Below are 21,228 nucleotides of genomic sequence, written 5' to 3'. Positions count from 1 at the left end.
GGTTCGGAGCAAGCGAGGGGACCGCTACCCCTGCAAGCCCTTACCAGATGTGTTGTGCGTTGAGGGGCGCGGCCAGTCTCGCACCCAGTCTCGAGCAACATCGGCTTCGAGCCCGTGGCGTCCTGCGGACTTTCAGATTTGAGCGGCTATGCTTGACTTGTCGATGACGGACCAGACCCTCCGGATCTTGCCCTCGCCAAATTCGTAGAAGACGTTCTCATCGAAACGGACTTGCGTTCCGTTCACCGGCAAACCGAAGAGCTGGCCCACCGGCGTGCAGTCGAATGCGAGCCTGCTGGCAATCATCGGCGGGTCGCAGACAAGAACCGCGATATTGAAGGAGAGATCGGGAATCGCACGGAAATCCGCAACGAGCATGTCTCGGTAGCCGTCGAGCCCGATTGTGGCGCCGTTGTATTCCACCTGGTCGGCAACATAGTGATGGAGATCCTGCCAGTCCTGTCTGTTCAAGCATGCGATATATGCCCGGTAGGACTCTATGATCTCCTCTCGCGTCACTGATCCACCTCCGTATGCCGTTCTCATGGACTGTAACGGGCAGACCGGAAGACGCAACAGCATGACCGCTTTGTCCGCAAAGCTGTCATCTGGGACGCAAGGGCGCTCGCGGATTTCTGCGAGAGCCCAACTGCTGTGAGCAGCCATCTGCTCGGCGGAGCTTGTCGGCGCCGGCACCATATCTGGCAAGGGGCCTGCCGCCCTTGATCGCTCCCTTCAAGGGCGAGGGATGCGGCTTGCCCAGGTGCCATGCCCGCCATTCAGGCATAAAAAAAGCCGCGACCCGGAGGTCGCGGCTTTCTGCGTTGCAGGCCTTGGGGCCTGGCGCAAACTCAGGCGAGTTCGATCGTGCTGACGGCAGTCTTGCCGGAGCGGGAATCGACTTCGGTGCTGAAGGAAACCTTCTGGCCTTCGCGCAGATCGGAGATCCCGGCGCGCTCAAGAGCCGTGGCGTGGACGAAAACGTCCTTTTCGCCGCCGTCCGGCTGAATGAAACCAAAGCCCTTCTGGCCATTGTAAAACTTAACGGTGCCCGTAGTCATAGTATAGTCCTTCCAAGACTAGATATGCGCTGTCTCGGCGCGCAAGACATTTGCGCCCCGTCAACGCTCAGCTGTCGATTTTGAAAAAGTCTGAAACGGTAGCGCGCCAGTCATGGAATGGGCGTTTGCGAGCCAACTTGGCCAAATATCGGTAAGGCGCAACATAGGGCCTTTTTTTCCACAATACAAGCTGCATCTTTACGCGTGGTCCGATCAGGTGCGGGCGGAGTAGCCGGTCTATGCCTGGCACGGCACTCTTGACCCTGTCTCCAAAACCCGCCACATCGTGGCCCAATGGAACGGAACCGGTACACGCGGCCCATGTATCTCATACTCTTCGATTGCGACGGCACGCTCATCGACAGTCAGGACACGATCGTTTCCGGCATGGAAGCGGCATTTTCCGCGGTGGGGCTGGCGCCGCCGCCGCGCGCGGCCTGCCTCGGCATTGTCGGGTTGTCGCTCGAGATCGCGATCGACCGGCTGGTCGGCGATGCGGAGCGCCATCTCGTTCAGGAAATGGCGGATGCCTATCGCGCCTCCAAGATCGCCGAACGCAAGGCCGGTGGCGGGCAGGATCCGCTATATCCCGGTGCGCGGGCCGCGATCGAGATGCTTCATGCGCGCGACGACGTGCTGCTGGGAGTCGCGACCGGCAAAGCCTATCGCGGGGTCGAGCACATGGTGCAGGTGCATGACCTGCACGGCCGTTTCGTGAGCGTGCAGACCGCCGACCGCGCACCGTCCAAGCCGCATCCGGGCATGATCCTCCAGGCGATGGAGGAAACCGGGGTTAGGCCGCAGAACACCGTCATGATCGGCGATACGAGCTACGACATGGAGATGGCGAAGAACGCGGGCGTGACAGGGCTAGGGGTTTCCTGGGGCTATCACGACCGTCCGCTTCTCACGCAGGCGGGGGCCGCCGTCATTCTCGAGGACTTCGCCGATCTGGTGCCGGAGCTTGGCCGCCGGTTCGGCTGGCATGCGGAGGAAGTCGCATGAGCAACGATCTTTTCGAACCGCAGAAGCTGGAGAGCGACGTCGATCCTATACGCAAGGCGCAGCAGATGATGCGCCCGAAACTGCCCAAGCGCTTCTACAAGGACGTTTCCGTGGAGCCGCGCGATGAAGGGCATGTGATCCTTCTCGACGGGCGTACGGTCAAGACGCCCGGGAAAATGGTGCTTGCGCTGCCGCTTGCCGAATTGGCGGAGGCGGTGGCACAGGAATGGCGGGACCAGGTCGATGTCATCGATCCCGGCGCCATGCATCTGACGCGGATCGTCAATTCCGGCATCGAGGCGGTTCCGGCGAGGCAGGCGGAAGTGGCCGATGCGATCGCGGCCTATGCCGGGACGGACCTTCTTTGCTACCGCGCCGACGGGCCGGAGCGGCTGGCGCAGCGCCAGCAGGCGATCTGGGGACCGGTGCTCGAATGGGCGGAACAAGACCTGGGCGCGCGGCTCGTGCTTATCGAGGGCATCATGCCCATTGACCAGCCTCAGGAGGCTCTTGCCGCCATCCGCGGGGCTGTCGGCCGGTTCGGCGCGCTGGAACTGGCAGGCCTCTATACGGTGACGACGCTCACCGGCTCTGTGCTGCTGGCGCTGGCGTTGGCGGCGGGCCGTATCGATGCCGATCAGGCCTGGGCGGCGGCCTATTTGGACGAGGACTGGAACGCGGAACAGTGGGGCCAGGACGCAGAGGCCATGCGGCTTCGCGAAAAGAAGCGCGTCGAATTCGATGCCGCCGTCCTTGTGCTGAAGATGCTGGGCTGACGGCACGGTCGCCGACATCCGCCGCCTATCTTCATGATCTCAATGACTGGATTTCGGTCACCCGCCAGTGTTGCCGGAGGCGTCGTGCGCTCCACATAGGGAGGAAGCGCAAGGGCGGTTTATCGCGTGCGTCTCGCATTGCGCGCCGACCTTTCGCGCGATGCGGGCACGGAGCCGCCGATCCCACGATTTGCAAAAGGACATGACACATGAAGCTCGACTTCACTGGAAAGGTCGCCCTCGTGACGGGCTCGACCAAGGGTATCGGCTTTGCCACGGCGAAGGCGCTTGCCGAATCCGGAGCCGACGTGATCGTCAATGGTCGCAGCGAGGAGACGACCTCGGCCGCCGCCGGCAAGATCGGCGCACGCGCCATCGCGGGCGATCTTGCCACCGCCGAAGGCTGCGCGATGCTGGCGAAGTCCGTCGGTCACGTCGATATCCTGGTCAACAATGCGGGGATCTTCGTGCCTGCCGATTTCTTCGCGAGCGACGATGAGGAGTGGGAGCGGCACTGGCAGATCAACGTGATGGGCCCGGTGCGCCTGTCGCGCGCGCTGGCGCCTGCAATGGTTGAGAAGGGCTGGGGACGGATCATTCTGCTCGGCTCGGAATCTGCCTTCAACATTCCGGCCGACATGATCCACTATGGCGTGACCAAGACCGCCGACGTCTCATTCGCGCGCGGTCTGGCCAAACGGCTTGCCGGCACGGGCGTGACGGTCAATTCCGTGCTGCCGGGGCCGACGCTTTCAGACGGCGCTGAGGAGATGCTGTCGCAAGAGGTGAAGAAGACCGGCAAGTCGTTGGAAGAGGTGGCCGCCGATTTCGTGATGAAGAACCGGCCAAGCTCGATCATTCAGCGCGCGGCAACGGTGGAAGAGGTCGCTAACATGATCGTCTATGCCTGTTCCGAACAGGCCTCAGCCACGACGGGAGCGAGTCTGCGCGTTGATGGCGGCGTGGTGGATTCGATCTGAGGCGGGAGCGCATTGACGTGTGACCGGCTTGTGCCGGTCACACGTCGAATGGCGGCAGGTGGGAGAAGGCGTCGCGAAGGGCGTCCGACCAGCCGCTCGACAATTGCCGGAAATATTCGTCGTCCTGCTCGATGCGGGTCTGGCGGCTCACCTCCAGCGTGTCGCGGTTGTAGAGCAACAGGTCGATCGGCATGCCGACCGACAGATTGGAGCGTAACGTGGAATCGAACGAGATCAGCACCAGCTTCGCCGCATCGCCCAACGACATGTCCGCACGGGTGACGCGGTCGAGGATCGGCTTGCCATACTTGTGCTCGCCTATCTGGAAGTAGGGGGTGTCTTCGGTCGCCTCGATGAAGTTGCCCGCGGAATAGATCTGGAAGAGGCGGGGTGCCTCGGTGCCGATCTGGCCGCCGAGCAGGAAGGACACGCCGAAATTCTCGCTGTTGGCTGCCAGCGCGTCGCCGTCGATCTCGCGCACGTCGCGCACCGCCTGGCCGACGACGCGCGCCACCTGAAACATGGTGGAGGCGGTCATGATCGTCGGCTGGCCGAGAGTTTCGTCGTGGGCGCGCTCGCGCAAGAGCGAGATCACCGACTGCGTCACGGCGAGATTGCCTGCCGCGCACATCGCGATCACGCGGTCGCCCTTTTTCTCGAAGATGTGCATCTTGCGGAAGGTGGCGATGTTGTCGAGCCCCGCATTGGTGCGGGTGTCGGCGGCAAACACCAGTCCACGGTCAAGCCGCAACGCGACGCAATAGGTCATTTCCGTTCCTCGGAGCACCTGCGAAAACCGGGTCCGTTCTGTGATCGAGACGGGAGGCGGCGTTCGCGCAGGCTCATCATTTAAACCATCCGCCGAAATTTGAACGCGCGCCGGCCCGCGCTCCTTCCGTCGCCCGCATGGCCGTTCCCTCCTAGCTTCAGCCGGCCGCATCGCGCTATTGGGGCCTTCCCGGGCGGGGAGGCTACGCAGTGCCGGTTCGAGCCTGATACGGGGAGCGGGCGGGGCTCGGGAAGGTCATTTCCACGATCCGTTTCGCACCATGATCCGCTTCGCACAATCGTGCGGTCCGCACGGCGGCTATTGCTGCTGTTGTTGTGCGGCTCGGTCGACACGGACCTCAACGGACAGCGCCTCTTCCATTCCACCCCAACGTACACCGCGAATCGGAGCCGCGGAACGGGAATCCAGCCCCACCGAGAGGCGCACATGGTGATCCGTCGGGGATATCCCGTTGGAGACGTCGAAACCCACCCAGCCGAGCGGTTCGATCAGCACTTCGGCCCATGCATGATGCGCCTCGGAAGCGTCGTCGTCCTCCTCCAGCAGCAGATAGCCGGAGACGTAGCGTGCGGGAACGCCGGCATGGCGGGCTGCCGATATGAAGATGTGGGCATGGTCCTGGCAGACACCTTCGCCGGCCGCAAGAACCTCCGCCGCCGGCATGTGGGTTTCCGTGACCCCGGTGCGGTAGGCGACCTGGTCGCGCAGTGCGTTCATCAGGGCATGATAGCAGATGACGTCGTCGGGCCGTTCGATGATGGAGGCGAGCTTGCGGATGGCGGGGCTCGGCCGCGTCATCTCGTTCTGGCGCAGGTAGACGCGCGCGGGCATCCCCTCCGGCAAGTGGCCAATGACACCGTGGTTGTCGCGCGTCTCGACCACGCCGCTGGCGGTGATGGTCATGGTGTCGCCGATGCGGCCTTGCGTGATCAGGTGAACGACGTTGCCGAAGGCATCGGTGTAGCTCAGCGCCTTTTCGATACCGGGCGTCTCCACATGCCAGTCCAGCACGCTCTGGCCGGTATCGGAGGGTGGCGTCAGGCGCAGATGCTGCACCGACTGGGCGACCGGGGCATCGTAGCGGTAGTGGGTGGAATGGCTGATTTCAATGCGCATCGGTTGGTCCGGCTTTGCCTTTTGAGGCCAGATCGGGTGCAGGATGGCGGCCCGTTCAGGCGAAATTGTAGTCGGTCGCGAGCGCCGTCGTCAGCTTGTTGTTGCACGTAACGAAATTCTGCAGGAATTCGTGCAATCCGCTGGCGAAGATCATGGTCATGTCACCTGCGCGCAGGGTGTCGTAGGTCTGACGGGCGATGTCCATGGAAGGGCTGCGCTCGCCGTAGATCTGCTCGATTCCGTTCATGCTTTCGGCAAGCCAGGTGTAGCAATGGATGAGCGAGCGCGGCATTTCGCGGCGCAGGATCAGGAATTCCGCCACGTGCCAGGGCTTGGGGCGGCTGTCGCGGTAGATCCAGCGGTAATTGCGGTGGGCGGAGACGGAGCGCAGGATCGTCGACCACTGGTAGTTGTCCACGCCGCCGCCGATCATCTCGTTTTGCGGCAACAGCAGGTGATATTTCACATCGAGGATGCGCGAGGTGTTGTCCGCGCGCTCGATGAAGGCCCCGAACTGGCTGAAATGGAACGTGTCGTTCCTCAAGATGGTGCCGAGCATCGCGCCGCGGAACAGCATGGAGCGTTCCTTGATCCAGTCGAGCAGACTGGGCAGCTTGTTGCGCGTCACGTGATGTGGCTTGATTTCGGAAAACTCGATCCAGGTGGTGTTGAGGCTTTCCCACATTTCGCGGGTGAGCGCCGTTCGCACGGAACGGGCGTTGTCGCGCGCGGTGTGCAGACAGGAGCGCACGGAGGAGGAATTGTCGTCGTCGAACAGCATGTAGTTGACGACGTTGCGCTCGTTCACCTCGTCGTACGTGTTCATGAAGCCCCCGTCGCAGCCGGCGCTGACGAGGGTCGACTTCCAGTCCTCGCGATGGCCGCCATTGCCGATGCCGGGGAGCAACGAGATGCGGTAGCCGACATCGAGCAGTCGCGCCATGTCCTCGGAGCGCTCGACATAACGCGACAGCCAGAAAAGCGCGCTTGCGGTGCGGCCTAGCATGATGGCGCTCCCGAAGCGGCCGTCCGCCTCACGTGGCGCGCGTATGTTCGTGCCTTGGTATTGACGGCGATGAAGAGACCTTCACGCGGGCGCACGGTGTTGTTGGCGACGTCTAAGCGCATCGGTTCTCCCTGTCTGCTGGCGATTTCTGCTGTTCTCATCAGTCCTCCAGCACCCAGGTGTCCTTGGTGCCGCCGCCCTGGCTGGAATTGACGACGAGCGATCCCTTCTTCAGGGCAACCCGGGTGAGCCCGCCCGGCGTGATGCGCACCTTGTCTCCGACCAGCACGTAGGGGCGCAGGTCCACATGGCGCGGGGCGATTTCGGCGCCGACGAAGGTCGGGCAGGCCGATAGCGCCAGCGTCGGCTGGGCGATGTAGTTGCCGGGCCGCGCCTTCAGCTTCCTTGCAAAGGCGGCGCGTTCCTTCTTGGAGGCGGCGGGACCGACCAGCATGCCGTAGCCGCCGGCGCCGTGAACCTCCTTGACGACCAGTTCGTCCAGGTGTTCCAGCACATAGGCGAGGCTGTCCTTGTCCTCGCACTTCCAGGTCGGCACGTTGTTCAGGATCGGCTTTTCGCCGGTATAGAACTCGATGATCTCCGGCATGTAGGAGTAGATCGCCTTGTCGTCGGCGATGCCGGTGCCCGGTGCATTGGTGATGGTGACGCGGCCGGCGCGGTAGACGTCGAAGAGGCCGGGCACGCCCAGGGTGGAATCGGGGCGGAAGGTGAGGGGATCGAGAAAGGCGTCGTCGATGCGGCGGTAGATCACGTCGACGCGCTCCGGCTGGCGGGTCGTTCGCATGTAGAGGTAGCCGTCGTCGACGAAGAGATCGCGCCCCTCCACCAGTTCAACGCCCATCGTGTCGGCCAGGAAGGCGTGTTCGTAATAGGCGGAATTGTAGATGCCGGGGGTGAGCACGGCGATGGTGGGCGGGCCGTCGCAGGCCGGCGGCGCAACGCTTTCCAGCGTCTCGCGCAGCATTTCCGGATAGTGCTCGATCGGCGCCACGCGATGGCTTTGAAACAGCTCGGGAAACATGTGCATCATCGTTTCCCGGTTCTCCAGCATGTAGGAGACGCCGGACGGCGTGCGGGTGTTGTCCTCCAGAACGTAGAATTCATTTTCCGAAACGCGGACGATGTCCGTGCCGATAATATGTGCATAAACCTGACGGGCGGGGGTGTGTCCGACCATCTCCGGCAGGAAGGCCTCGTTCTGGACGACCAGCTCGGCCGGCAGGCGACCGGCTCGGATGATCTCCTGGCGGTGGTAGATGTCGTGAATGAGGGCGTTGAGCGCACGCACGCGCTGGTCGATACCGGCGGAGAGGCGGCGCCATTCCTGCGCGGACAGAATGCGCGGAACGATGTCGAAGGGAATGAGCCGCTCGGTTTCCTCGTCGGTTCCATAAACCGCGAAAGTAATGCCGTGGCGGCGGAAAATCGTTTCCGCCTCGCGCGAAAGGCGCTTGAGATCGCTCCTGGGGAATTGCTCAAGCCAGCCGTCGAGTTGCTTGTAAGCGGCACGCGGTGTGCCATCGGCCGTCAGCATCTCGTTGAAAAAACTCGTGTCGGCCATGACCTTTTGTTGTCCCCGTCCCTTGGCGCCTATTCGTGTTCGACAGTACGCCAACCATACTGGAAGAACGCGTTACCGGCCGTTTCGTTCGCTCCGTTACGTCAATTGCCTAGAATCATTGCAAATGCCGTCACTCTCGCCAAGGACAAATCCCGCGCTGTTATTGCTTCATTATTAGGCAGATACGACGAATTGCCGAAGGCGTACGTTGCGGCATATTGGCGTTTCCGACGCAAGGTGCGCTTTGCCGGCATCGCGCTGCGTGCTATGAGCCAGCGCGTGAGGTAGGTACTGGGAGGTTCGTACTATGAAGGAAATCCTGGCGGAGCTTGAGCGCCGGCGCGATGTGGCGCGTCTTGGCGGCGGCGAGCGGCGCATCGAGGCGCAGCACAAGCGCGGCAAGCTCACCGCGCGCGAGCGTATCGACATTCTGCTCGATGCCGGTTCCTTCGAAGAATACGACATGTTCAAGCAGCACCGCTGCACCGATTTCGGCATGGACGAGTCCCATATTCCCGGCGATGGCGTCGTCACCGGATGGGGCACGATCAACGGCCGCACGGTCTATGTGTTCTCCAAGGATTTCACGGTCTTCGGCGGTTCACTTTCGGAGACGCACGCCCAGAAGATCATCAAGATCCAGGACATGGCGCTGAGGAACCGAGCGCCGATCGTCGGATTGTTCGACGCTGGCGGCGCGCGCATCCAGGAAGGCGTGGCGGCGCTTGGCGGTTATGGCGAGGTGTTCCAGCGCAACGTGACGTCCTCGGGCGTCATCCCGCAGATTTCCGTCATCATGGGGCCTTGCGCGGGCGGCGACGTCTATTCGCCGGCGATGACCGATTTCATCTTCATGGTGCGCGATACCTCCTACATGTTCGTCACCGGCCCGGACGTGGTGAAGACGGTGACCAACGAGACGGTGACCGCCGAACAGCTGGGCGGGGCCTCGATCCATACCACCAAATCCTCCATTGCCGACGGCGCCTACGACAACGACGTGGAAGCCCTGCAGCAGATGCGGCGGCTGATCGACTTCCTGCCGATGAACAATCTGGCCGACGGACCGGAGATTTCGGTCGTCGACGATCCCACGCGCTTCGACAAGAGCCTCGACACGCTGGTTCCGGGCAATCCGAACAAGCCCTACGACATGAAGGAGCTGATCCGGAAGGTTCTGGACGAGGGCGACTTCTTCGAGTTGCAGGCGAAGTTCGCGGCCAACATCGTGACGGGCTTCGGCCGTATCGAGGGGCGCACGGTGGGTATCGTCGCCAACCAGCCGATGGTGCTGGCGGGCGTGCTCGATTCGGATGCCAGCCGCAAGGCGGCCCGCTTCGTGCGCTTCTGCGACTGCTTCAACATCCCGATCCTGACCTTCGTCGACGTGCCGGGCTTCCTTCCCGGGACCGCGCAGGAATATGGCGGGCTGATCAAGCATGGCGCCAAGCTGCTGTTCGCCTATGCGGAGGCGACGGTGCCGAAGGTGACGGTGATCACCCGCAAGGCCTATGGCGGCGCCTATGACGTGATGAGTTCAAAGCACATCCGCGGCGACATCAACTACGCCTGGCCGACAGCGGAGATCGCGGTGATGGGTGCCAAGGGCGCGGTGGAGATCCTCTATCGCTCGGAACTGGCCGACAAGGAGAAGATCGCCAGACGCACCAGGGATTACGAGGACCGCTTCGCGAACCCGTTCGTGGCGGCGGAGCGCGGCTACATCGACGAGGTGATCATGCCGCATTCCACGCGCCGCCGGGTGTCTCGCGCGCTCGCCATGCTTCGCAACAAGAAGGACGAGCTGCCCTGGAAAAAACACGACAACATTCCGCTTTGAGGGGCGGACGGGTCATCGTGGCCTTGCCTCAGTCGTACTGCTTGCGGATGGTGATGGGCACGCAGCGCAGGCCGATGAAGCACTGCGGCACGTCCTGCGTGGGCGCATAGGCGGGCTGGGTGATCTCCATGCGCAGGCACTGGCCCCGATGGGCGACGAACCGCTCGTAGGTGGCCGGCCCCGTGGTGAGGGTGATGGCGCCCGAACGTGTGACCAGATCCTTCGCCTGGGCGCAGGTGAACGTTCTCGTGTCAGGCCGGGCCTCCGCGTCGCGCGGGGCGGCCATGAACAGGGTGGCGGCGGCAAGTGCTGCGAAAACGGGGACTTTCCGGAGCGGGCGGGCGTGGCGGCGGTACATGGACGGTCTCCCGGATTACGACGTGATTCCTGTTTGACGATTGTCGCAGCTCTTCGCCAGGATTGATCTCGTGGTCGACACATAGGGTGCCGGGGGCCACAAGACCATGACGCTGGTCGCACCATTGTATGGCGCGTCGTTGATGGGCAGAAAAGCCTCGGGCCGGGCGCGGCGACGTTGCAAACACGTTTCGGGGAAATCCGCAGACATAAATATGTGCCTGACGGGGCGCGGAATTTCGCCTAATTTCGCTCCATGTTGCCATCAGCTCACCTTCTTGTCGTCGAAGACGACCGTGAAATCCGATCTCTTGTGGCCCGCACCCTGGGTGCGGAAGGCTGGCGCGTGTCGCAGGCCGCGGACGGCCGCGAGATGGATGTTCTCCTGAATACGTCGCGCGTCGACCTGGTCTTGCTCGACGTGATGCTTCCCGGGGAGGACGGGCTCAGCCTGTGCCGCCGGCTCAGGGCCAACTCGGCCATACCGATTCTCATCGTGTCCGCGCGCGGCGATGACGTCGACCGGGTGGTGGGGCTGGAGATCGGCGCGGACGACTATCTGCCCAAACCCTTCAATGCGCGCGAACTGGTTGCGCGCGTGCGCGCCTTGCTGCGTCGCTCGGCGCTGTCTGCCTGCGAGCCCTCCGTGCGCGGCAAGCGGCTGACCTTCTCCGGCTGGACGATGGATACACGCCATCGCACGCTGACCAATGCGGACGGCTCGCTGGTGATGCTGACGCCGGCCGAATTCGATCTTCTGCAGGTTCTGGTGGAGCGCGCCGGACGCGTGCTCAGCCGCGAACAGCTCATCGATCTCACGCAGGGCCGAACGGCTACCCCCAACGAACGCAGCGTCGACATCCTGATCAGCCGGCTTCGGCGCAAGATGGAGGGCGATGGCAGCCAGCCGAAACTGATCCGCACCGTGCGTTCGGGAGGCTACGAGTTCGTCGGCGATCCGGTCGAGGTCCGCGAGGGATGAGGTGTCGACTGCCGCTGCCTCGAGGCGTCGCCGGGCAGATGGTGGTTGCGCTCGTTGCCTCGCTGATCCTCATTCACGGCATATCGTTTGCGGTTTTTGTCCTCGGCAATCTCACCGGGCGCGAGATGCCGGGCCAGATGCACCGGCTTGCGGCGGCCGTATGGACGCTCGACGCGCTGCCGGGCGATACGCGGCTTGAGGCACTGCAATCGCTCCGTCGTGGCGGTCCCGGCCTGAATCTCGCACTCGCGCAGAGCCCTCCCGCCGGTTTCGATTGGTCGGGCGAGGGCCTTCCCAACCCGCTGGTGGAGGAGCTCGGCCGTCACTTCGGCATAGGCATCGCCGCAGGGCCTGCGGGAGGCGATACGGTCAAGCTTGCCTTCAGGCTGCATGACGGCTCGGTTCTGCTCGCCGAGGGGTCGCGTGCCGAGCGTCCGCCGTTCTTTTTCGCCGGCCCCGCCTTCATCACGGCCCTCTTTCTGGCGGTCAGCCTGGCGGTTCTGGGCGGATGGGCGGCCCACGAACTGATCCGTCCGCTACAACGGTTGGCGGGGGCTGTGGAGCGCTTCGGCTCGGATACGATCGAGCCGGAGGACCTGCCGCAGGAGGGGCCGGCGGAAGTGCGGCGGGTCGCCTTCGCGCTCAACCGCATGCAGCACCGCATCAACCAGCTCATGGAAAACCGCGTGCGCATGCTGGCGGCGATCGGGCACGACCTGCGCACGCCGATCACCCGGTTGCGTCTTCGTGCGGAATACGTGGAGGATCCGGCGCTTCGCCAGTCCTTCATCGAGGATCTCGACCACATGGACGCGCTGCTGCAGGGCGGGCTCACCTACCTGCGCGAGGGCCGCAGCGGGGAGCCGACGGTGACGGTCGATCTGGCGAGCTTGCTGTCCACCGTCTCCGACCAGTTCGTGGATCTCGGCCAGGACGTGCCGCTGGAAGGCGTGTCGTGCCGGGTGCCCGTCGCGGGACGCCCTTCGGAATTGCTGCGGCTGTTTTCCAACCTGGTCGACAATGCCGTCAAGCATGCCGGAGGCGGGATGATCCGGTTGACGGTGGTCGCGGGGCGGGTGCGGGTGGAAGTGGTCGACCACGGTCCAGGCATCGCCGACCGGGACAAGATCGCCATGCAGGAGCCCTTCGTCAGCGGCGATGCGGCGCGTAACAAGGACCGGCCGGTCGGGTTCGGGCTTGGTCTGTCGATCTGCCGCGCGATCGCCCGTGGACACGGCGGCGCCTTCACGCTGCTCGATACGCCGGGCGGCGGGTTGACGGTTCGCGTGGAACTGCCGCTCAAGACACAGTAGCGGGCCGCCACCGGCCCTGGTCAGCCACGCTCGCGCTCGATGGCGACGGAGACGCTGCCCGTGGCGATGGGCAGCGGCGCGCCCGGCTTGTGGACGCGTACGGCAACCTTGGCGATGCGTTCGTCGGCCAGAACGGCATCGGCGATCGCCTGGGCAAGACGTTCGATCAGCTTGAAGCGCTGTCCCATCACAACGTCCTCCACCGTTCGGGTGAGCCTGGCGTAGCAGATGGCGTCGTCGTAGTTGTCGGTCTCGCCGGCGGTGGAGAGATCGGCCCAGACGGTCAGGTCGACGTGAAAGCGCTGGCCGAGGCGGGCTTCCTCGTCATGGACGCCGTGGTAGGCGAAGAAGCTCAGGTCTTCCAGAATGATGCGGTCCATCGGGGGTCCTGACATGCGTGTTGGAAAATGAGGCTTTAGATCATCGCGGCGGCGAAGGCCAGCCGTGCATGGCCGGTCCCACTGCCGCGACATGTGGGCCCATTCCCTGGCCGGGAAAAGCGCCGGCCTTCAGAAAAGGCCGGCCAGAAGGGGGGCCAGCAGGGCCGTCATCAATCCGTTCAGGCCCATGGCGAGGCCGGCGAAGGTGCCGGCGAGGGCATTGACCTGAAAGGCGCGGGCGGTGCCCATGCCGTGCGAGGTCAGGCCGACGGCGAAGCCCCGGGCGGCGGGATCGTTGATCCGCATGAGGTTCATCAGCGGTGTCACGGTGATGGCGCCGAAGATGCCTGTGGCGACGACGAGGACGGCGGTCAGGGAGGGAATGCCGCCCAGTGTTTCGGAAAGACCCATGGCGATGGGGGTGGTGACCGACTTCGGCGCCAGCGACATCAGAAGATTGTGCGGCGCGCCGAACAGCCAGGCGGTGCCGACGGCGGACAGGATGGCGGTGGCGGAGCCGGCGACGAGCGCGAGCGAGATCGGTATGACCGAGCGGCGGATCTGGCTGAGATTGTCGACCAGCGGAATGGCGAGCGCGACGGTTGCTGGCCCGAGCATGAAATGCACGAACTGCGCACCGCCGAAATAGGTCTTGTAGTCCGTGTGGGAAACGGACAGGGCCGCGATGATCAGCCCGGTCGCGATCACGATCGGATTGACGAGGGGATGGCGTTTGGCGAGCGACGATATCCAGTCGGCGAAGGTGTAGGCGGTCAGGGTTATGGCCAGCCACAGAAGCGGCGTTTCGGCAAGGTAGACCCAGAGCTTCTCGACATTTGCCATCAGCCCGCCTCCTTCTCGCCGCGCGGGTCGCCACCGGCGTCATGGCCGGGGTTTGCGCGCATCGTTGCCCAGCGGAAAACGAAGGCGGTGACGGCCATGGTGACGATCGTGGACACGATGAGGGAAACGGTGAGGGCCAGTCCGTTCGCCGCCAGCACGTGGGTCTGGGTGATGATGCCGACGGAGGCGGGGACGAACATCAGCGCCAGATTGCGCAGGATGCCGGTTGCGACGGCGCGGACATTGTCCGGAACCTTGCCACGGATGGTCAGCCCGACGGCCAGCAGGACAAGGCCAATAACCGGGCCGGGAAGCGGCAGGCTGAGCAAACGGGCGATAACCTCGCCCGCGAGCTGGCACAGGAGAAGGAGGGTCAGAGCAGGGATCATGGAACACGGGTCGGCGCGCCGGTGGACCGGCACGCTCTTTCACGGTTGTTAAGAATGCTGAAGTGTGGCGTGGAACCGAGGACGGTTCTACTACCGATTGCCTCAATGTATAGTCGCGCGCACGTTTCTTCGCTATCGCCGAAAATTTCGCAAACTTAGCCCAAGGCGCCACGTTGACATCTTCCCCGACCTATCCCCCGCTTAATCGACTGAAACCGGTTGCCGAGAACATATGGATCGTCGACGGACCGACGATCCGCTTCGGACTCCCCTGGCCGAAGCTGACCTTTCCCACGCGAATGACGGTCATCCGGCTCGACAGTGGCGACCTCATGGTGCATTCGCCAACACCGTTGACGCCGAAACTCAGGAGCGAACTCGACGGCCTGGGTCCCGTACGCCATCTGATCGGGCCGAATCGTATCCACTACTGGTGGCTGCCCGACTGGAAGGTGGCCTTTCCGGAGGCCGACGTCTGGCTCGCTCCGCGTATTCGCGAGCAGGCGGGCACGCGAATCGACTTCGTCGCCTTCGAGATCGAGAACGAAAGCGGCTATCCGTGGGACAGCGAAGTGGAGACGATCCTGGCGGCCGGGGCCTTCATGACGGAGGTGGATTTCTTCCACCGGAAAAGCCGCACGCTGGTGCTGACCGATCTCATCGAGAATTTCGAACCGGAGAAGGTGGCGCCCTGGCCGATGCGGATCCTCTACCGGCTTGGCGGCGTCCTGCACCCGCACGGCTCCATGCCGCGCGACATGCGGCGCACCTATCGCGGATCGCAAGAGAAGCTGAAGGCGGCCGTGGAACGGATGATCGCGTTCGATCCGGAACGGGTGATTCTCGCGCACGGGCGCTGGTATGAGCGCGACGGTGCGGCCGAGCTGCGCCGGGCCTTTGCTTGGTTGCTCGAATGAGCGGGTCCCGCGTCGGAGGGGCGAGGGGAGCGACCGAGGCAGGGAAACCGGCGTCGACTCAGCGACGCCGGGAACTCGCTGCTTGATCGGTCATGGAACACGTGAGCTAAAGCCGCTGTGAACGCGGGTTGCGCTGACCTGCCCGCGAGCTTGGATCCTCGGTTCCCGCCATTTCAGCAAATCTCTCCGGTGTCATCCCGGACGTGATGCGGTGCGAAGTCCCGCTTCGCAGAGCCGGGTTGACGAGCGGAGAGTGTCGTCATTGGAACGCGAACCCGTTGTCCGGGCAGCCGCTCCTCCTCCCCTCAATGTCCGATCGCGCGCGCTTCCAGGCAGACGTGGTGGGTGCATTCCATTTCCAGCGTGGTGTGGCCGACGCCGAATTCGCTCTTCAGGCGCTGCTTGGCGGACGCCTTGATCGTATCCGCGCGCTCCCAGAACCCTTCCGCGATGACGAGATGGGCGTCGACCGCGTTCTGGTGTTCGTTCATCTGCCACAGGTGGACATGGTGGACGTCTGCCACACCCTCGATGTCGCGCAGGGAATCGAGCACGCTCTGGGCCGCGATGTCCGGCGGGCTTGCCAGCATCAGGATGCGGATGACCGGGCCGATCTCGAGGAAAGACTGCCACAGGATATAGCCGGCGATCAGCAGGGTGACGATCGGGTCGATGAGGCGCCAGTCGTAGAGCAGGATCAGTGTACCGGCGACGATGACCGCGACCGAGCCCAGCGCGTCGGCCACGTTGTGCAGGAAGGCGGCGCGGATATTCATGGACGACTTCGACATCGCGTAGGTCAGCAGCGCGGTGCCCAGATCGATCACCAGCGCCACGATGGCGATGATGATGACCATCCAGCCGTCGACGCCTTCCGGTTCAATGAAGCGCAGCACCGCCTCGTAGACGAGGTAGAGGCCGAGGATGATCAGCGTCGTGTAGTTTATCAGCGCCGCGACGATCTCGATGCGGTCGTAGCCGAAGGTCATCTGCGCGTCGGAGGGACGCCGCGCGATCTTGCGCGCGCCGAAGGCGATCACGAGAGAAATGGCATCGGAGAAGTTGTGCAGCGCATCGGCGATGAGCGCCAGGCTTCCGGCCATGATGCCGCCGACGATCTGGACGAGGGTCAGCAGGAAGTTGATGCCGATGGCGAACGTGATGCGCAGATCGCCGGCATTCGGGTCGACGTGATGGTGATGATGCCCATGCCCATTGCCGCGTGAGTGTACATGGTCGGCGTCGTGATCGTGCGTGTGGTTGTGGCCCACAGCGACCTCCTGTAGCAGGCAGTTTTTCTTTGCTTGCCGACCTGATTAGAGGAAAGGGGGCACGTTATACTATTGTCATTTGCGGGCGCCGCTCTTGTGGCCTGTCGTCGCGGGCGTGCGGTCCTGATGCCGCGGTCCCAGACGCACCGCGAGCGTGGAACCGCCGGATCCTTCGGTGCGGGGCGCGTCGTCGTCCTTGATGTCCTCGGCAAAGACACTGCGGCCACGTCCGCCGCTTTTGGCCGCGTAGAGCGCCCGGTCGGCCGCCGCGAGGAGCTTTGTCTTGTTCGTTTCGGCAAGGCCCGCGGTGACGACGCCGATACTGGCGCCGACGTCGGTAGTGGCGTCATGGGTGATCGCGATCGGGGCGGAAATCGCGGCGATGACCTGCCGGCAGAGCGTTTCGAGGTACAGTCGGTCCGTACGGCCGGCAATGAGCGCGATGAACTCGTCGCCGCCGATCCGTGCGACGAGGCCGGCCCCGCCGATGACCTCGTGAAGCCGCTCGCCGACCGTGCGGATGACGGCGTCGCCCGCACCATGACCGTAGGTGTCGTTGACCGTCTTGAAGCGGTCGAGGTCGCAGGCGAGGAGCGCGAAGGAGGTCTCGGGGAGTTTCTCCAGGGCTACCGTCAGCGCCGCGTCGAACTGGAGGCGGTTGGCAAGTCCTGTCAGCGTGTCGTGGCTGGCGAGATACCGGTTGCGGCTCTCGCTTTCCTCCAGGCGCTTCGTGAGCCGGCCGAGTCGGCGCGCGACGAGGAGTGTCGCCAGCGCGAGCGTGCCGGCGATGAGCGCGATCAGCGGAATGGCCGTAGACCATATCTGTCTGCCCGGTGTCTGGGCGCGCCACGTGAAGGTTCCCAGCGGTTTTTCATCCACCGAGAGAATCGTGTGTCCGCTTGCGCCATTGCGCGCCGCGCCCGAGAAGGCAACGTCGCTGAAACCCAGTTGTGCGTTTAGATCGTCGATCAGGGTGGCATCGATGTAGCGGGCCGAGACGAGGATCGTCGGCGGGCCGTCCGGCAGGGCGACGGTGCCATCGTCGGGGACGATCGCCATGGCACTGACCATGGCGGGCCGGTTGTCCACCATGGCGAAGCCCGTGGCGGATACCCGTTCCAGATGTGTGGTCGGCACGGCGCGCTGGCCGTAACCGCCCGGGATGACGATGCGGTTTTCCAGATGCCGTTGTGCCGCTTCTTCCACGATGAGGCGGATGTCATGGCCCGGCGGGAGCAGGCGCCCGGAAAAATCGACCTCGTCGCGCCACGCCTCCGCGAGGACCCGCCCTCCGGCGGTGATGAACCACGATCGGTCGTGGCGGAAGTCGTGCCACAGCGAATCCACCATTTCGCTGAGCACGTAGGCCTTGTCGAAGGTGAGAACGACATTGGCGACGGTGCGGTCCCAGCGCGCGAGGGTGTGCTGGTCGCGCGTGATCAGTCGGAGCCTGCTTTGCAGGGCGTTGTCGAACAGACGCCGGTCGCCCGACGATGCCTCCATGTTGGCTGTGCGGGAAGCCAGGTAGCCGAGAAGAAGGAGCGAGCATGCGGTCAGGGCGAAGAGACTGCCGGACGCCAGGAAGACGATGCGTGCGAGGCGCGGAGACTGCCTGCGTTCTGTCGTGGTCGTCATGGTAATGGTGTCCCCCTCGCTTTCGCCGCGGCGAAAGCGCTTTTGCTTCCATGAGTAAAATACTGAGACACGCAGCCGTTAATTTTACGTGGTCGATGCGTTAGTTGCACCGTGTTCGGTGCCGGTGCCGCCCTGTCTGTCCGGCGGACGTATGGGAAGGGCGGGGCGCCGATACCCCTGCCTTCCGTATAGTTGCGCAGCGCGTGATGCAGGCTTACAACGCAGCCCGAGGAGCCGGTTTAAGGCTGGGAGAAGCAATGTTTGACAAAATCCTGATCGCCAATCGCGGCGAGATCGCGTGCCGTGTCATCAAGACGGCGCGGCGCATGGGCATCGCCACGGTGGCGGTCTATTCCGATGCGGACGCCGATGCGTTGCATGTGGAAATGGCCGACGAGGCTGTGCATATCGGTCCGCCGGCTGCGGCCGAGAGCTATCTCGTCATCGACAAGATCATTGCGGCCTGCAAGCAGACCGGAGCCCAGGCGGTGCATCCCGGCTACGGCTTTCTTTCCGAGCGCGCGGAATTCGCCGAGGCGCTGGCGGCAAACGGCATCGTCTTCATCGGCCCGAACACGCGCGCCATCCAGGCGATGGGCGACAAGATCGAGTCCAAGAAATTCGCCAATGCCGCCAATGTCTCCACGGTGCCGGGCTATCTCGGCGTGATCGAAACGCCGGACGAGGCCGTGAAGATCGCTAGGGAAATCGGCTTTCCGGTGATGATCAAGGCGTCGGCGGGTGGCGGTGGCAAGGGCATGCGCATCGCGTGGAGCGAGAAGGAGACCCATGAGGGCTTCGAGCGCGCACGTTCGGAAGCCGCGTCCTCCTTCGGCGATGACCGTGTCTTCATCGAGAAATTTATCGAGAACCCGCGCCACATCGAAATCCAGGTGATCGGCGACAAGCACGGCAACGCCGTCTATCTGGGCGAGCGCGAGTGCTCCATCCAGCGCCGCAACCAGAAGGTCATCGAGGAGGCGCCGTCGCCGCTGCTCGATGAGGAGACGCGCCGCAAGATGGGCGAGCAGGCCGTGGCGCTTGCAAAGGCGGTCGACTACGACAGCGCCGGCACGGTGGAATTCGTCGCCGGCCAGGACAAGAGCTTCTTCTTTCTCGAGATGAACACGCGGCTTCAGGTGGAGCATCCGGTGACCGAACTCGTCACCGGCATCGATCTGGTGGAACAGATGATCCGGGTGGCGGCGGGCGAAAAGCTCGCGATCACGCAGGCCGACGTCAAGCTCGACGGCTGGGCGATCGAGAGCCGCATCTACGCCGAGGATCCCTACCGCAACTTCCTGCCCTCCATCGGCCGGCTGGTGCGCTATCGCCCGCCGGAGGAAGAGAAGCACGCCGGCATCACCGTGCGCAACGATACCGGCGTGGTTGAAGGGGCGGAGATCTCGATGTTCTACGACCCGATGGTCGCCAAGCTCATCACCCATGCGCCCGACCGCGCTACCGCCATCAAGGCGATGGGGCTGGCGCTCGACCAGTTCGTCATCGACGGGATCGGCCACAACATTCCGTTCCTGTCCTCGCTGATGAAGCATCCGCGCTGGCAGTCCGGTGAGCTTTCCACCAGCTTCATCGCCGACGAATACCCGGAAGGCTTCCAACCGACATCGCCGACGCACGAGGAAATGGTGGTGCTGGCGGCGGTGGCGCTTTCCATGGAGGTGGTGCGCAAGGACCGCCTCGACCGGCTGACCGGCCGGCTGCGTCCGCATTCGGGCAAGCTGCATCGCGACTGGGTGGTGAAGCTTGACAAGGAATACCTGGAGATCGAACTGGCGGAGGGCTATCCCGACCTGCCGGTGGAGATCGACGTGACCATCGAGGGTCAGACATTCCCCGTCACCAGCGACTGGTTGCCGGGAGATCTGTTGTGGTGTGGCCGGGTCGGGCACGAGGTGGTGGCCGTGCAGGTGAGGGCCATCGAGAATGGCTGGCGGCTTGACTGGCAGGGATGTTCGGTCGATTCTCGCGTGATGCTTCCCCGCACCGCCGAACTCGACAGGCTGATGCCCGAGAAGGTGCCCGCCGACACCTCCAAGATGTTGCTGTGTCCGATGCCGGGCCTTGTCATCTCCATTCACGTGGAGGAGGGCGAAAAGGTCAGCGCCGGGCAGCGGCTCGCCATCGTGGAGGCTATGAAGATGGAAAACGTGCTGGTGGCCGAACGCGAGGGCACGGTTTCCGCCATCAAGGCGGCGCCGGGCGAGAGCCTCGCGGTCGACGCCGTGATCATGGAATTTGAATGAACGCCAGACCTTTCGCTGTCGCCACCGGGCGTGCCGTCCTGTTCGATCTCGACGGCACGCTGACCGATCCGTTTCCCGGCATCACCCGTTCCTTTCAATACGCGCTGGAATGCATGGGGCTTGAGACGATCCCCGAAGCGGATGACCTGCGCTGGTGCATCGGGCCGCCGCTCGGCGAGAGCTTCGCGGTGCTTCTGGGCGGGGATGACCCGGACCGGGTGCGCGAGGCGGTTGGCCACTATCGCAACCGCTACGGCGAAGTGGGGCTCTTCGAGAATCAGGTGATCGACGGCATTCCCGAAGTCCTCGCCGCCTTGAGAGACCTCGGCCACACACTCTATGTGGCGACCTCCAAGTTGCGCGAACCGGCGGTGCGGATCGTGGAACATTTCGGCCTCGCCGAGTATTTCAAGGGCATCTACGGAGCGGCGGACGATGGCAGCCTGTCGACCAAGGGCGACCTGATCGCCCATCTACTGGAACGCGAGGGCGTCGATGCGAAGGCCGGGATCATGATCGGCGACCGCAAGCATGATCTCGCCGGCGCGCGCGTCAACAACGTGGCGGCGATCGGTGTCACTTACGGCTATGGCAGCCGGGCGGAACTGCAGGCGGAGAGCCCGCTGGCGATCGCCGATACGCCGCGCGAAGCGGGCGCACTGGTGGTGGAGTGGAGCGAGAGCGTCGTTCCTGGCTGAACGGCGCGCTTTGCCGGACA

21 protein-coding genes are annotated in these 21,228 nt (G+C 63.9%); 9 read left to right on the top strand and 12 right to left on the bottom strand.

Annotated features, from left to right (window positions below):
• Positions 1-132 precede the first annotated feature (132 nt).
• Both C8N35_RS09200 and C8N35_RS09195 read right to left on the bottom strand, forming a co-directional pair.
• Complete coding sequence (locus C8N35_RS09200; RefSeq protein ID WP_210203482.1) at positions 133-546, bottom strand: ester cyclase; 414 nt, start codon at positions 544-546, stop codon at positions 133-135.
• A 305-nt stretch (positions 547-851) separates the two neighbouring features.
• Positions 852-1,061 carry a cold-shock protein gene (locus C8N35_RS09195; protein ID WP_107989384.1) on the bottom strand — a complete coding sequence of 70 codons (210 nt, stop codon included), beginning with the start codon at positions 1,059-1,061 and terminating at the stop codon, positions 852-854.
• 321 nt (positions 1,062-1,382) lie between these two features.
• Here C8N35_RS09195 and C8N35_RS09190 point away from each other — a divergent pair, with 321 nt between their 5' ends.
• The 3 genes from C8N35_RS09190 to C8N35_RS09180 all read left to right on the top strand — a co-directional run bounded on the left by C8N35_RS09190 (position 1,383) and on the right by C8N35_RS09180 (position 3,822).
• Positions 1,383-2,066: an HAD-IA family hydrolase gene (locus C8N35_RS09190; protein ID WP_107989383.1), complete on the top strand. Its 684-nt coding sequence runs from the start codon at positions 1,383-1,385 to the stop codon at positions 2,064-2,066.
• Positions 2,063-2,842, top strand: coding sequence for an ATP12 family chaperone protein (locus tag C8N35_RS09185; protein ID WP_107989382.1), 780 nt, complete (start codon positions 2,063-2,065; stop codon positions 2,840-2,842). The genes C8N35_RS09190 and C8N35_RS09185 overlap by 4 nt, the downstream gene beginning before the upstream one ends.
• A 209-nt stretch (positions 2,843-3,051) precedes the next feature.
• Positions 3,052-3,822, top strand: coding sequence for an SDR family NAD(P)-dependent oxidoreductase (locus tag C8N35_RS09180; protein WP_107989381.1), 771 nt, complete (start codon positions 3,052-3,054; stop codon positions 3,820-3,822).
• A gap of 37 nt (positions 3,823-3,859) precedes the next feature.
• On the opposite strand, the gene C8N35_RS09175 is transcribed toward C8N35_RS09180, so the two are convergent.
• The 4 genes from C8N35_RS09175 to C8N35_RS09160 all read right to left on the bottom strand — a co-directional run bounded on the left by C8N35_RS09175 (position 3,860) and on the right by C8N35_RS09160 (position 8,316).
• Positions 3,860-4,591, bottom strand: coding sequence for a proteasome-type protease (locus C8N35_RS09175; protein ID WP_107989380.1), 732 nt, complete (start codon positions 4,589-4,591; stop codon positions 3,860-3,862).
• A gap of 318 nt (positions 4,592-4,909) precedes the next feature.
• A complete protein-coding gene (locus tag C8N35_RS09170; protein WP_107989379.1) occupies positions 4,910-5,728 on the bottom strand; it encodes a transglutaminase family protein in 819 nt (272 codons plus the stop codon).
• Positions 5,729-5,783: 55 nt separating this feature from the next.
• Positions 5,784-6,734, bottom strand: a complete 951-nt coding sequence (locus tag C8N35_RS09165; RefSeq protein ID WP_107989378.1) for an alpha-E domain-containing protein — start codon at positions 6,732-6,734, stop codon at positions 5,784-5,786.
• A gap of 160 nt (positions 6,735-6,894) precedes the next feature.
• Positions 6,895-8,316 carry a circularly permuted type 2 ATP-grasp protein gene (locus tag C8N35_RS09160; RefSeq protein WP_107989377.1) on the bottom strand — a complete coding sequence of 474 codons (1,422 nt, stop codon included), beginning with the start codon at positions 8,314-8,316 and terminating at the stop codon, positions 6,895-6,897.
• A gap of 307 nt (positions 8,317-8,623) precedes the next feature.
• Here C8N35_RS09160 and C8N35_RS09155 point away from each other — a divergent pair, with 307 nt between their 5' ends.
• Entirely contained in the window at positions 8,624-10,156 is a 1,533-nt protein-coding gene (locus C8N35_RS09155; RefSeq protein ID WP_107989376.1) for an acyl-CoA carboxylase subunit beta, read from the top strand.
• A gap of 28 nt (positions 10,157-10,184) precedes the next feature.
• Here the strand turns inward: C8N35_RS09155 and C8N35_RS09150 are convergent, their stop codons facing one another.
• The gene (locus C8N35_RS09150; protein ID WP_245926739.1) at positions 10,185-10,514 is read right to left on the bottom strand and encodes a hypothetical protein; all 330 of its coding nucleotides are present in this window, start codon (positions 10,512-10,514) and stop codon (positions 10,185-10,187) included.
• 255 nt (positions 10,515-10,769) lie between these two features.
• Between C8N35_RS09150 and C8N35_RS09145 the strand changes: the two genes are divergently transcribed.
• Complete coding sequence (locus tag C8N35_RS09145; protein ID WP_107989375.1) at positions 10,770-11,495, top strand: response regulator; 726 nt, start codon at positions 10,770-10,772, stop codon at positions 11,493-11,495.
• A gap of 38 nt (positions 11,496-11,533) precedes the next feature.
• A complete protein-coding gene (locus tag C8N35_RS09140) occupies positions 11,534-12,808 on the top strand; it encodes an ATP-binding protein (protein WP_170122057.1) in 1,275 nt (424 codons plus the stop codon).
• 20 nt (positions 12,809-12,828) lie between these two features.
• Here C8N35_RS09140 and folB read toward each other — a convergent pair whose 3' ends face one another.
• From folB to C8N35_RS09125, 3 genes are all read right to left on the bottom strand, one after another.
• A complete protein-coding gene (gene folB, locus C8N35_RS09135) occupies positions 12,829-13,188 on the bottom strand; it encodes a dihydroneopterin aldolase (protein ID WP_107989373.1) in 360 nt (119 codons plus the stop codon).
• A gap of 129 nt (positions 13,189-13,317) precedes the next feature.
• A complete protein-coding gene (locus C8N35_RS09130) occupies positions 13,318-14,031 on the bottom strand; it encodes an LrgB family protein (RefSeq protein WP_107989372.1) in 714 nt (237 codons plus the stop codon).
• Entirely contained in the window at positions 14,031-14,420 is a 390-nt protein-coding gene (locus C8N35_RS09125) for a CidA/LrgA family protein (RefSeq protein WP_107989647.1), read from the bottom strand. The genes C8N35_RS09130 and C8N35_RS09125 overlap by 1 nt, the downstream gene beginning before the upstream one ends.
• 173 nt (positions 14,421-14,593) lie before the next feature.
• Between C8N35_RS09125 and C8N35_RS09120 the strand changes: the two genes are divergently transcribed.
• A complete protein-coding gene (locus C8N35_RS09120; RefSeq protein WP_107989371.1) occupies positions 14,594-15,337 on the top strand; it encodes a DUF4336 domain-containing protein in 744 nt (247 codons plus the stop codon).
• A 305-nt stretch (positions 15,338-15,642) separates the two neighbouring features.
• Here C8N35_RS09120 and C8N35_RS09115 read toward each other — a convergent pair whose 3' ends face one another.
• Both C8N35_RS09115 and C8N35_RS09110 read right to left on the bottom strand, forming a co-directional pair.
• A complete protein-coding gene (locus tag C8N35_RS09115) occupies positions 15,643-16,608 on the bottom strand; it encodes a cation diffusion facilitator family transporter (RefSeq protein ID WP_107989370.1) in 966 nt (321 codons plus the stop codon).
• A 75-nt stretch (positions 16,609-16,683) separates the two neighbouring features.
• Positions 16,684-18,243: a diguanylate cyclase domain-containing protein gene (locus tag C8N35_RS09110; protein WP_107989369.1), complete on the bottom strand. Its 1,560-nt coding sequence runs from the start codon at positions 18,241-18,243 to the stop codon at positions 16,684-16,686.
• A gap of 257 nt (positions 18,244-18,500) precedes the next feature.
• On the opposite strand from C8N35_RS09110, the gene C8N35_RS09105 reads away from it, so the two are divergent.
• Both C8N35_RS09105 and C8N35_RS09100 read left to right on the top strand, forming a co-directional pair.
• Positions 18,501-20,510, top strand: coding sequence for an acetyl-CoA carboxylase biotin carboxylase subunit (locus tag C8N35_RS09105; RefSeq protein WP_107989368.1), 2,010 nt, complete (start codon positions 18,501-18,503; stop codon positions 20,508-20,510).
• Complete coding sequence (locus tag C8N35_RS09100) at positions 20,507-21,208, top strand: HAD family hydrolase (RefSeq protein ID WP_107989367.1); 702 nt, start codon at positions 20,507-20,509, stop codon at positions 21,206-21,208. The genes C8N35_RS09105 and C8N35_RS09100 overlap by 4 nt, the downstream gene beginning before the upstream one ends.
• The last annotated feature ends 20 nt before the right edge of the window (positions 21,209-21,228 follow it).

Source organism: Breoghania corrubedonensis (assembly GCF_003053845.1).
GTDB classification, from domain to species: Bacteria; Pseudomonadota; Alphaproteobacteria; order Rhizobiales; family Stappiaceae; genus Breoghania; species Breoghania corrubedonensis.
This window is presented reverse-complemented; position numbering and strand designations above follow the sequence as displayed.

Coding starts and splice junctions, on each gene's coding strand:
- C8N35_RS09200 (WP_210203482.1), bottom strand. CDS start 546: ATGAGAACGGCATACGGAGGTGGATCAGTGACGCGAGAGGAGATCATA.
- C8N35_RS09195 (WP_107989384.1), bottom strand. CDS start 1,061: ATGACTACGGGCACCGTTAAGTTTTACAATGGCCAGAAGGGCTTTGGT.
- C8N35_RS09190 (WP_107989383.1), top strand. CDS start 1,383: ATGTATCTCATACTCTTCGATTGCGACGGCACGCTCATCGACAGTCAG.
- C8N35_RS09185 (WP_107989382.1), top strand. CDS start 2,063: ATGAGCAACGATCTTTTCGAACCGCAGAAGCTGGAGAGCGACGTCGAT.
- C8N35_RS09180 (WP_107989381.1), top strand. CDS start 3,052: ATGAAGCTCGACTTCACTGGAAAGGTCGCCCTCGTGACGGGCTCGACC.
- C8N35_RS09175 (WP_107989380.1), bottom strand. CDS start 4,591: ATGACCTATTGCGTCGCGTTGCGGCTTGACCGTGGACTGGTGTTTGCC.
- C8N35_RS09170 (WP_107989379.1), bottom strand. CDS start 5,728: ATGCGCATTGAAATCAGCCATTCCACCCACTACCGCTACGATGCCCCG.
- C8N35_RS09165 (WP_107989378.1), bottom strand. CDS start 6,734: ATGCTAGGCCGCACCGCAAGCGCGCTTTTCTGGCTGTCGCGTTATGTC.
- C8N35_RS09160 (WP_107989377.1), bottom strand. CDS start 8,316: ATGGCCGACACGAGTTTTTTCAACGAGATGCTGACGGCCGATGGCACA.
- C8N35_RS09155 (WP_107989376.1), top strand. CDS start 8,624: ATGAAGGAAATCCTGGCGGAGCTTGAGCGCCGGCGCGATGTGGCGCGT.
- C8N35_RS09150 (WP_245926739.1), bottom strand. CDS start 10,514: ATGTACCGCCGCCACGCCCGCCCGCTCCGGAAAGTCCCCGTTTTCGCA.
- C8N35_RS09145 (WP_107989375.1), top strand. CDS start 10,770: ATGTTGCCATCAGCTCACCTTCTTGTCGTCGAAGACGACCGTGAAATC.
- C8N35_RS09140 (WP_170122057.1), top strand. CDS start 11,534: ATGGTGGTTGCGCTCGTTGCCTCGCTGATCCTCATTCACGGCATATCG.
- folB (WP_107989373.1), bottom strand. CDS start 13,188: ATGGACCGCATCATTCTGGAAGACCTGAGCTTCTTCGCCTACCACGGC.
- C8N35_RS09130 (WP_107989372.1), bottom strand. CDS start 14,031: ATGGCAAATGTCGAGAAGCTCTGGGTCTACCTTGCCGAAACGCCGCTT.
- C8N35_RS09125 (WP_107989647.1), bottom strand. CDS start 14,420: ATGATCCCTGCTCTGACCCTCCTTCTCCTGTGCCAGCTCGCGGGCGAG.
- C8N35_RS09110 (WP_107989369.1), bottom strand. CDS start 18,243: ATGACGACCACGACAGAACGCAGGCAGTCTCCGCGCCTCGCACGCATC.
- C8N35_RS09105 (WP_107989368.1), top strand. CDS start 18,501: ATGTTTGACAAAATCCTGATCGCCAATCGCGGCGAGATCGCGTGCCGT.
- C8N35_RS09100 (WP_107989367.1), top strand. CDS start 20,507: ATGAACGCCAGACCTTTCGCTGTCGCCACCGGGCGTGCCGTCCTGTTC.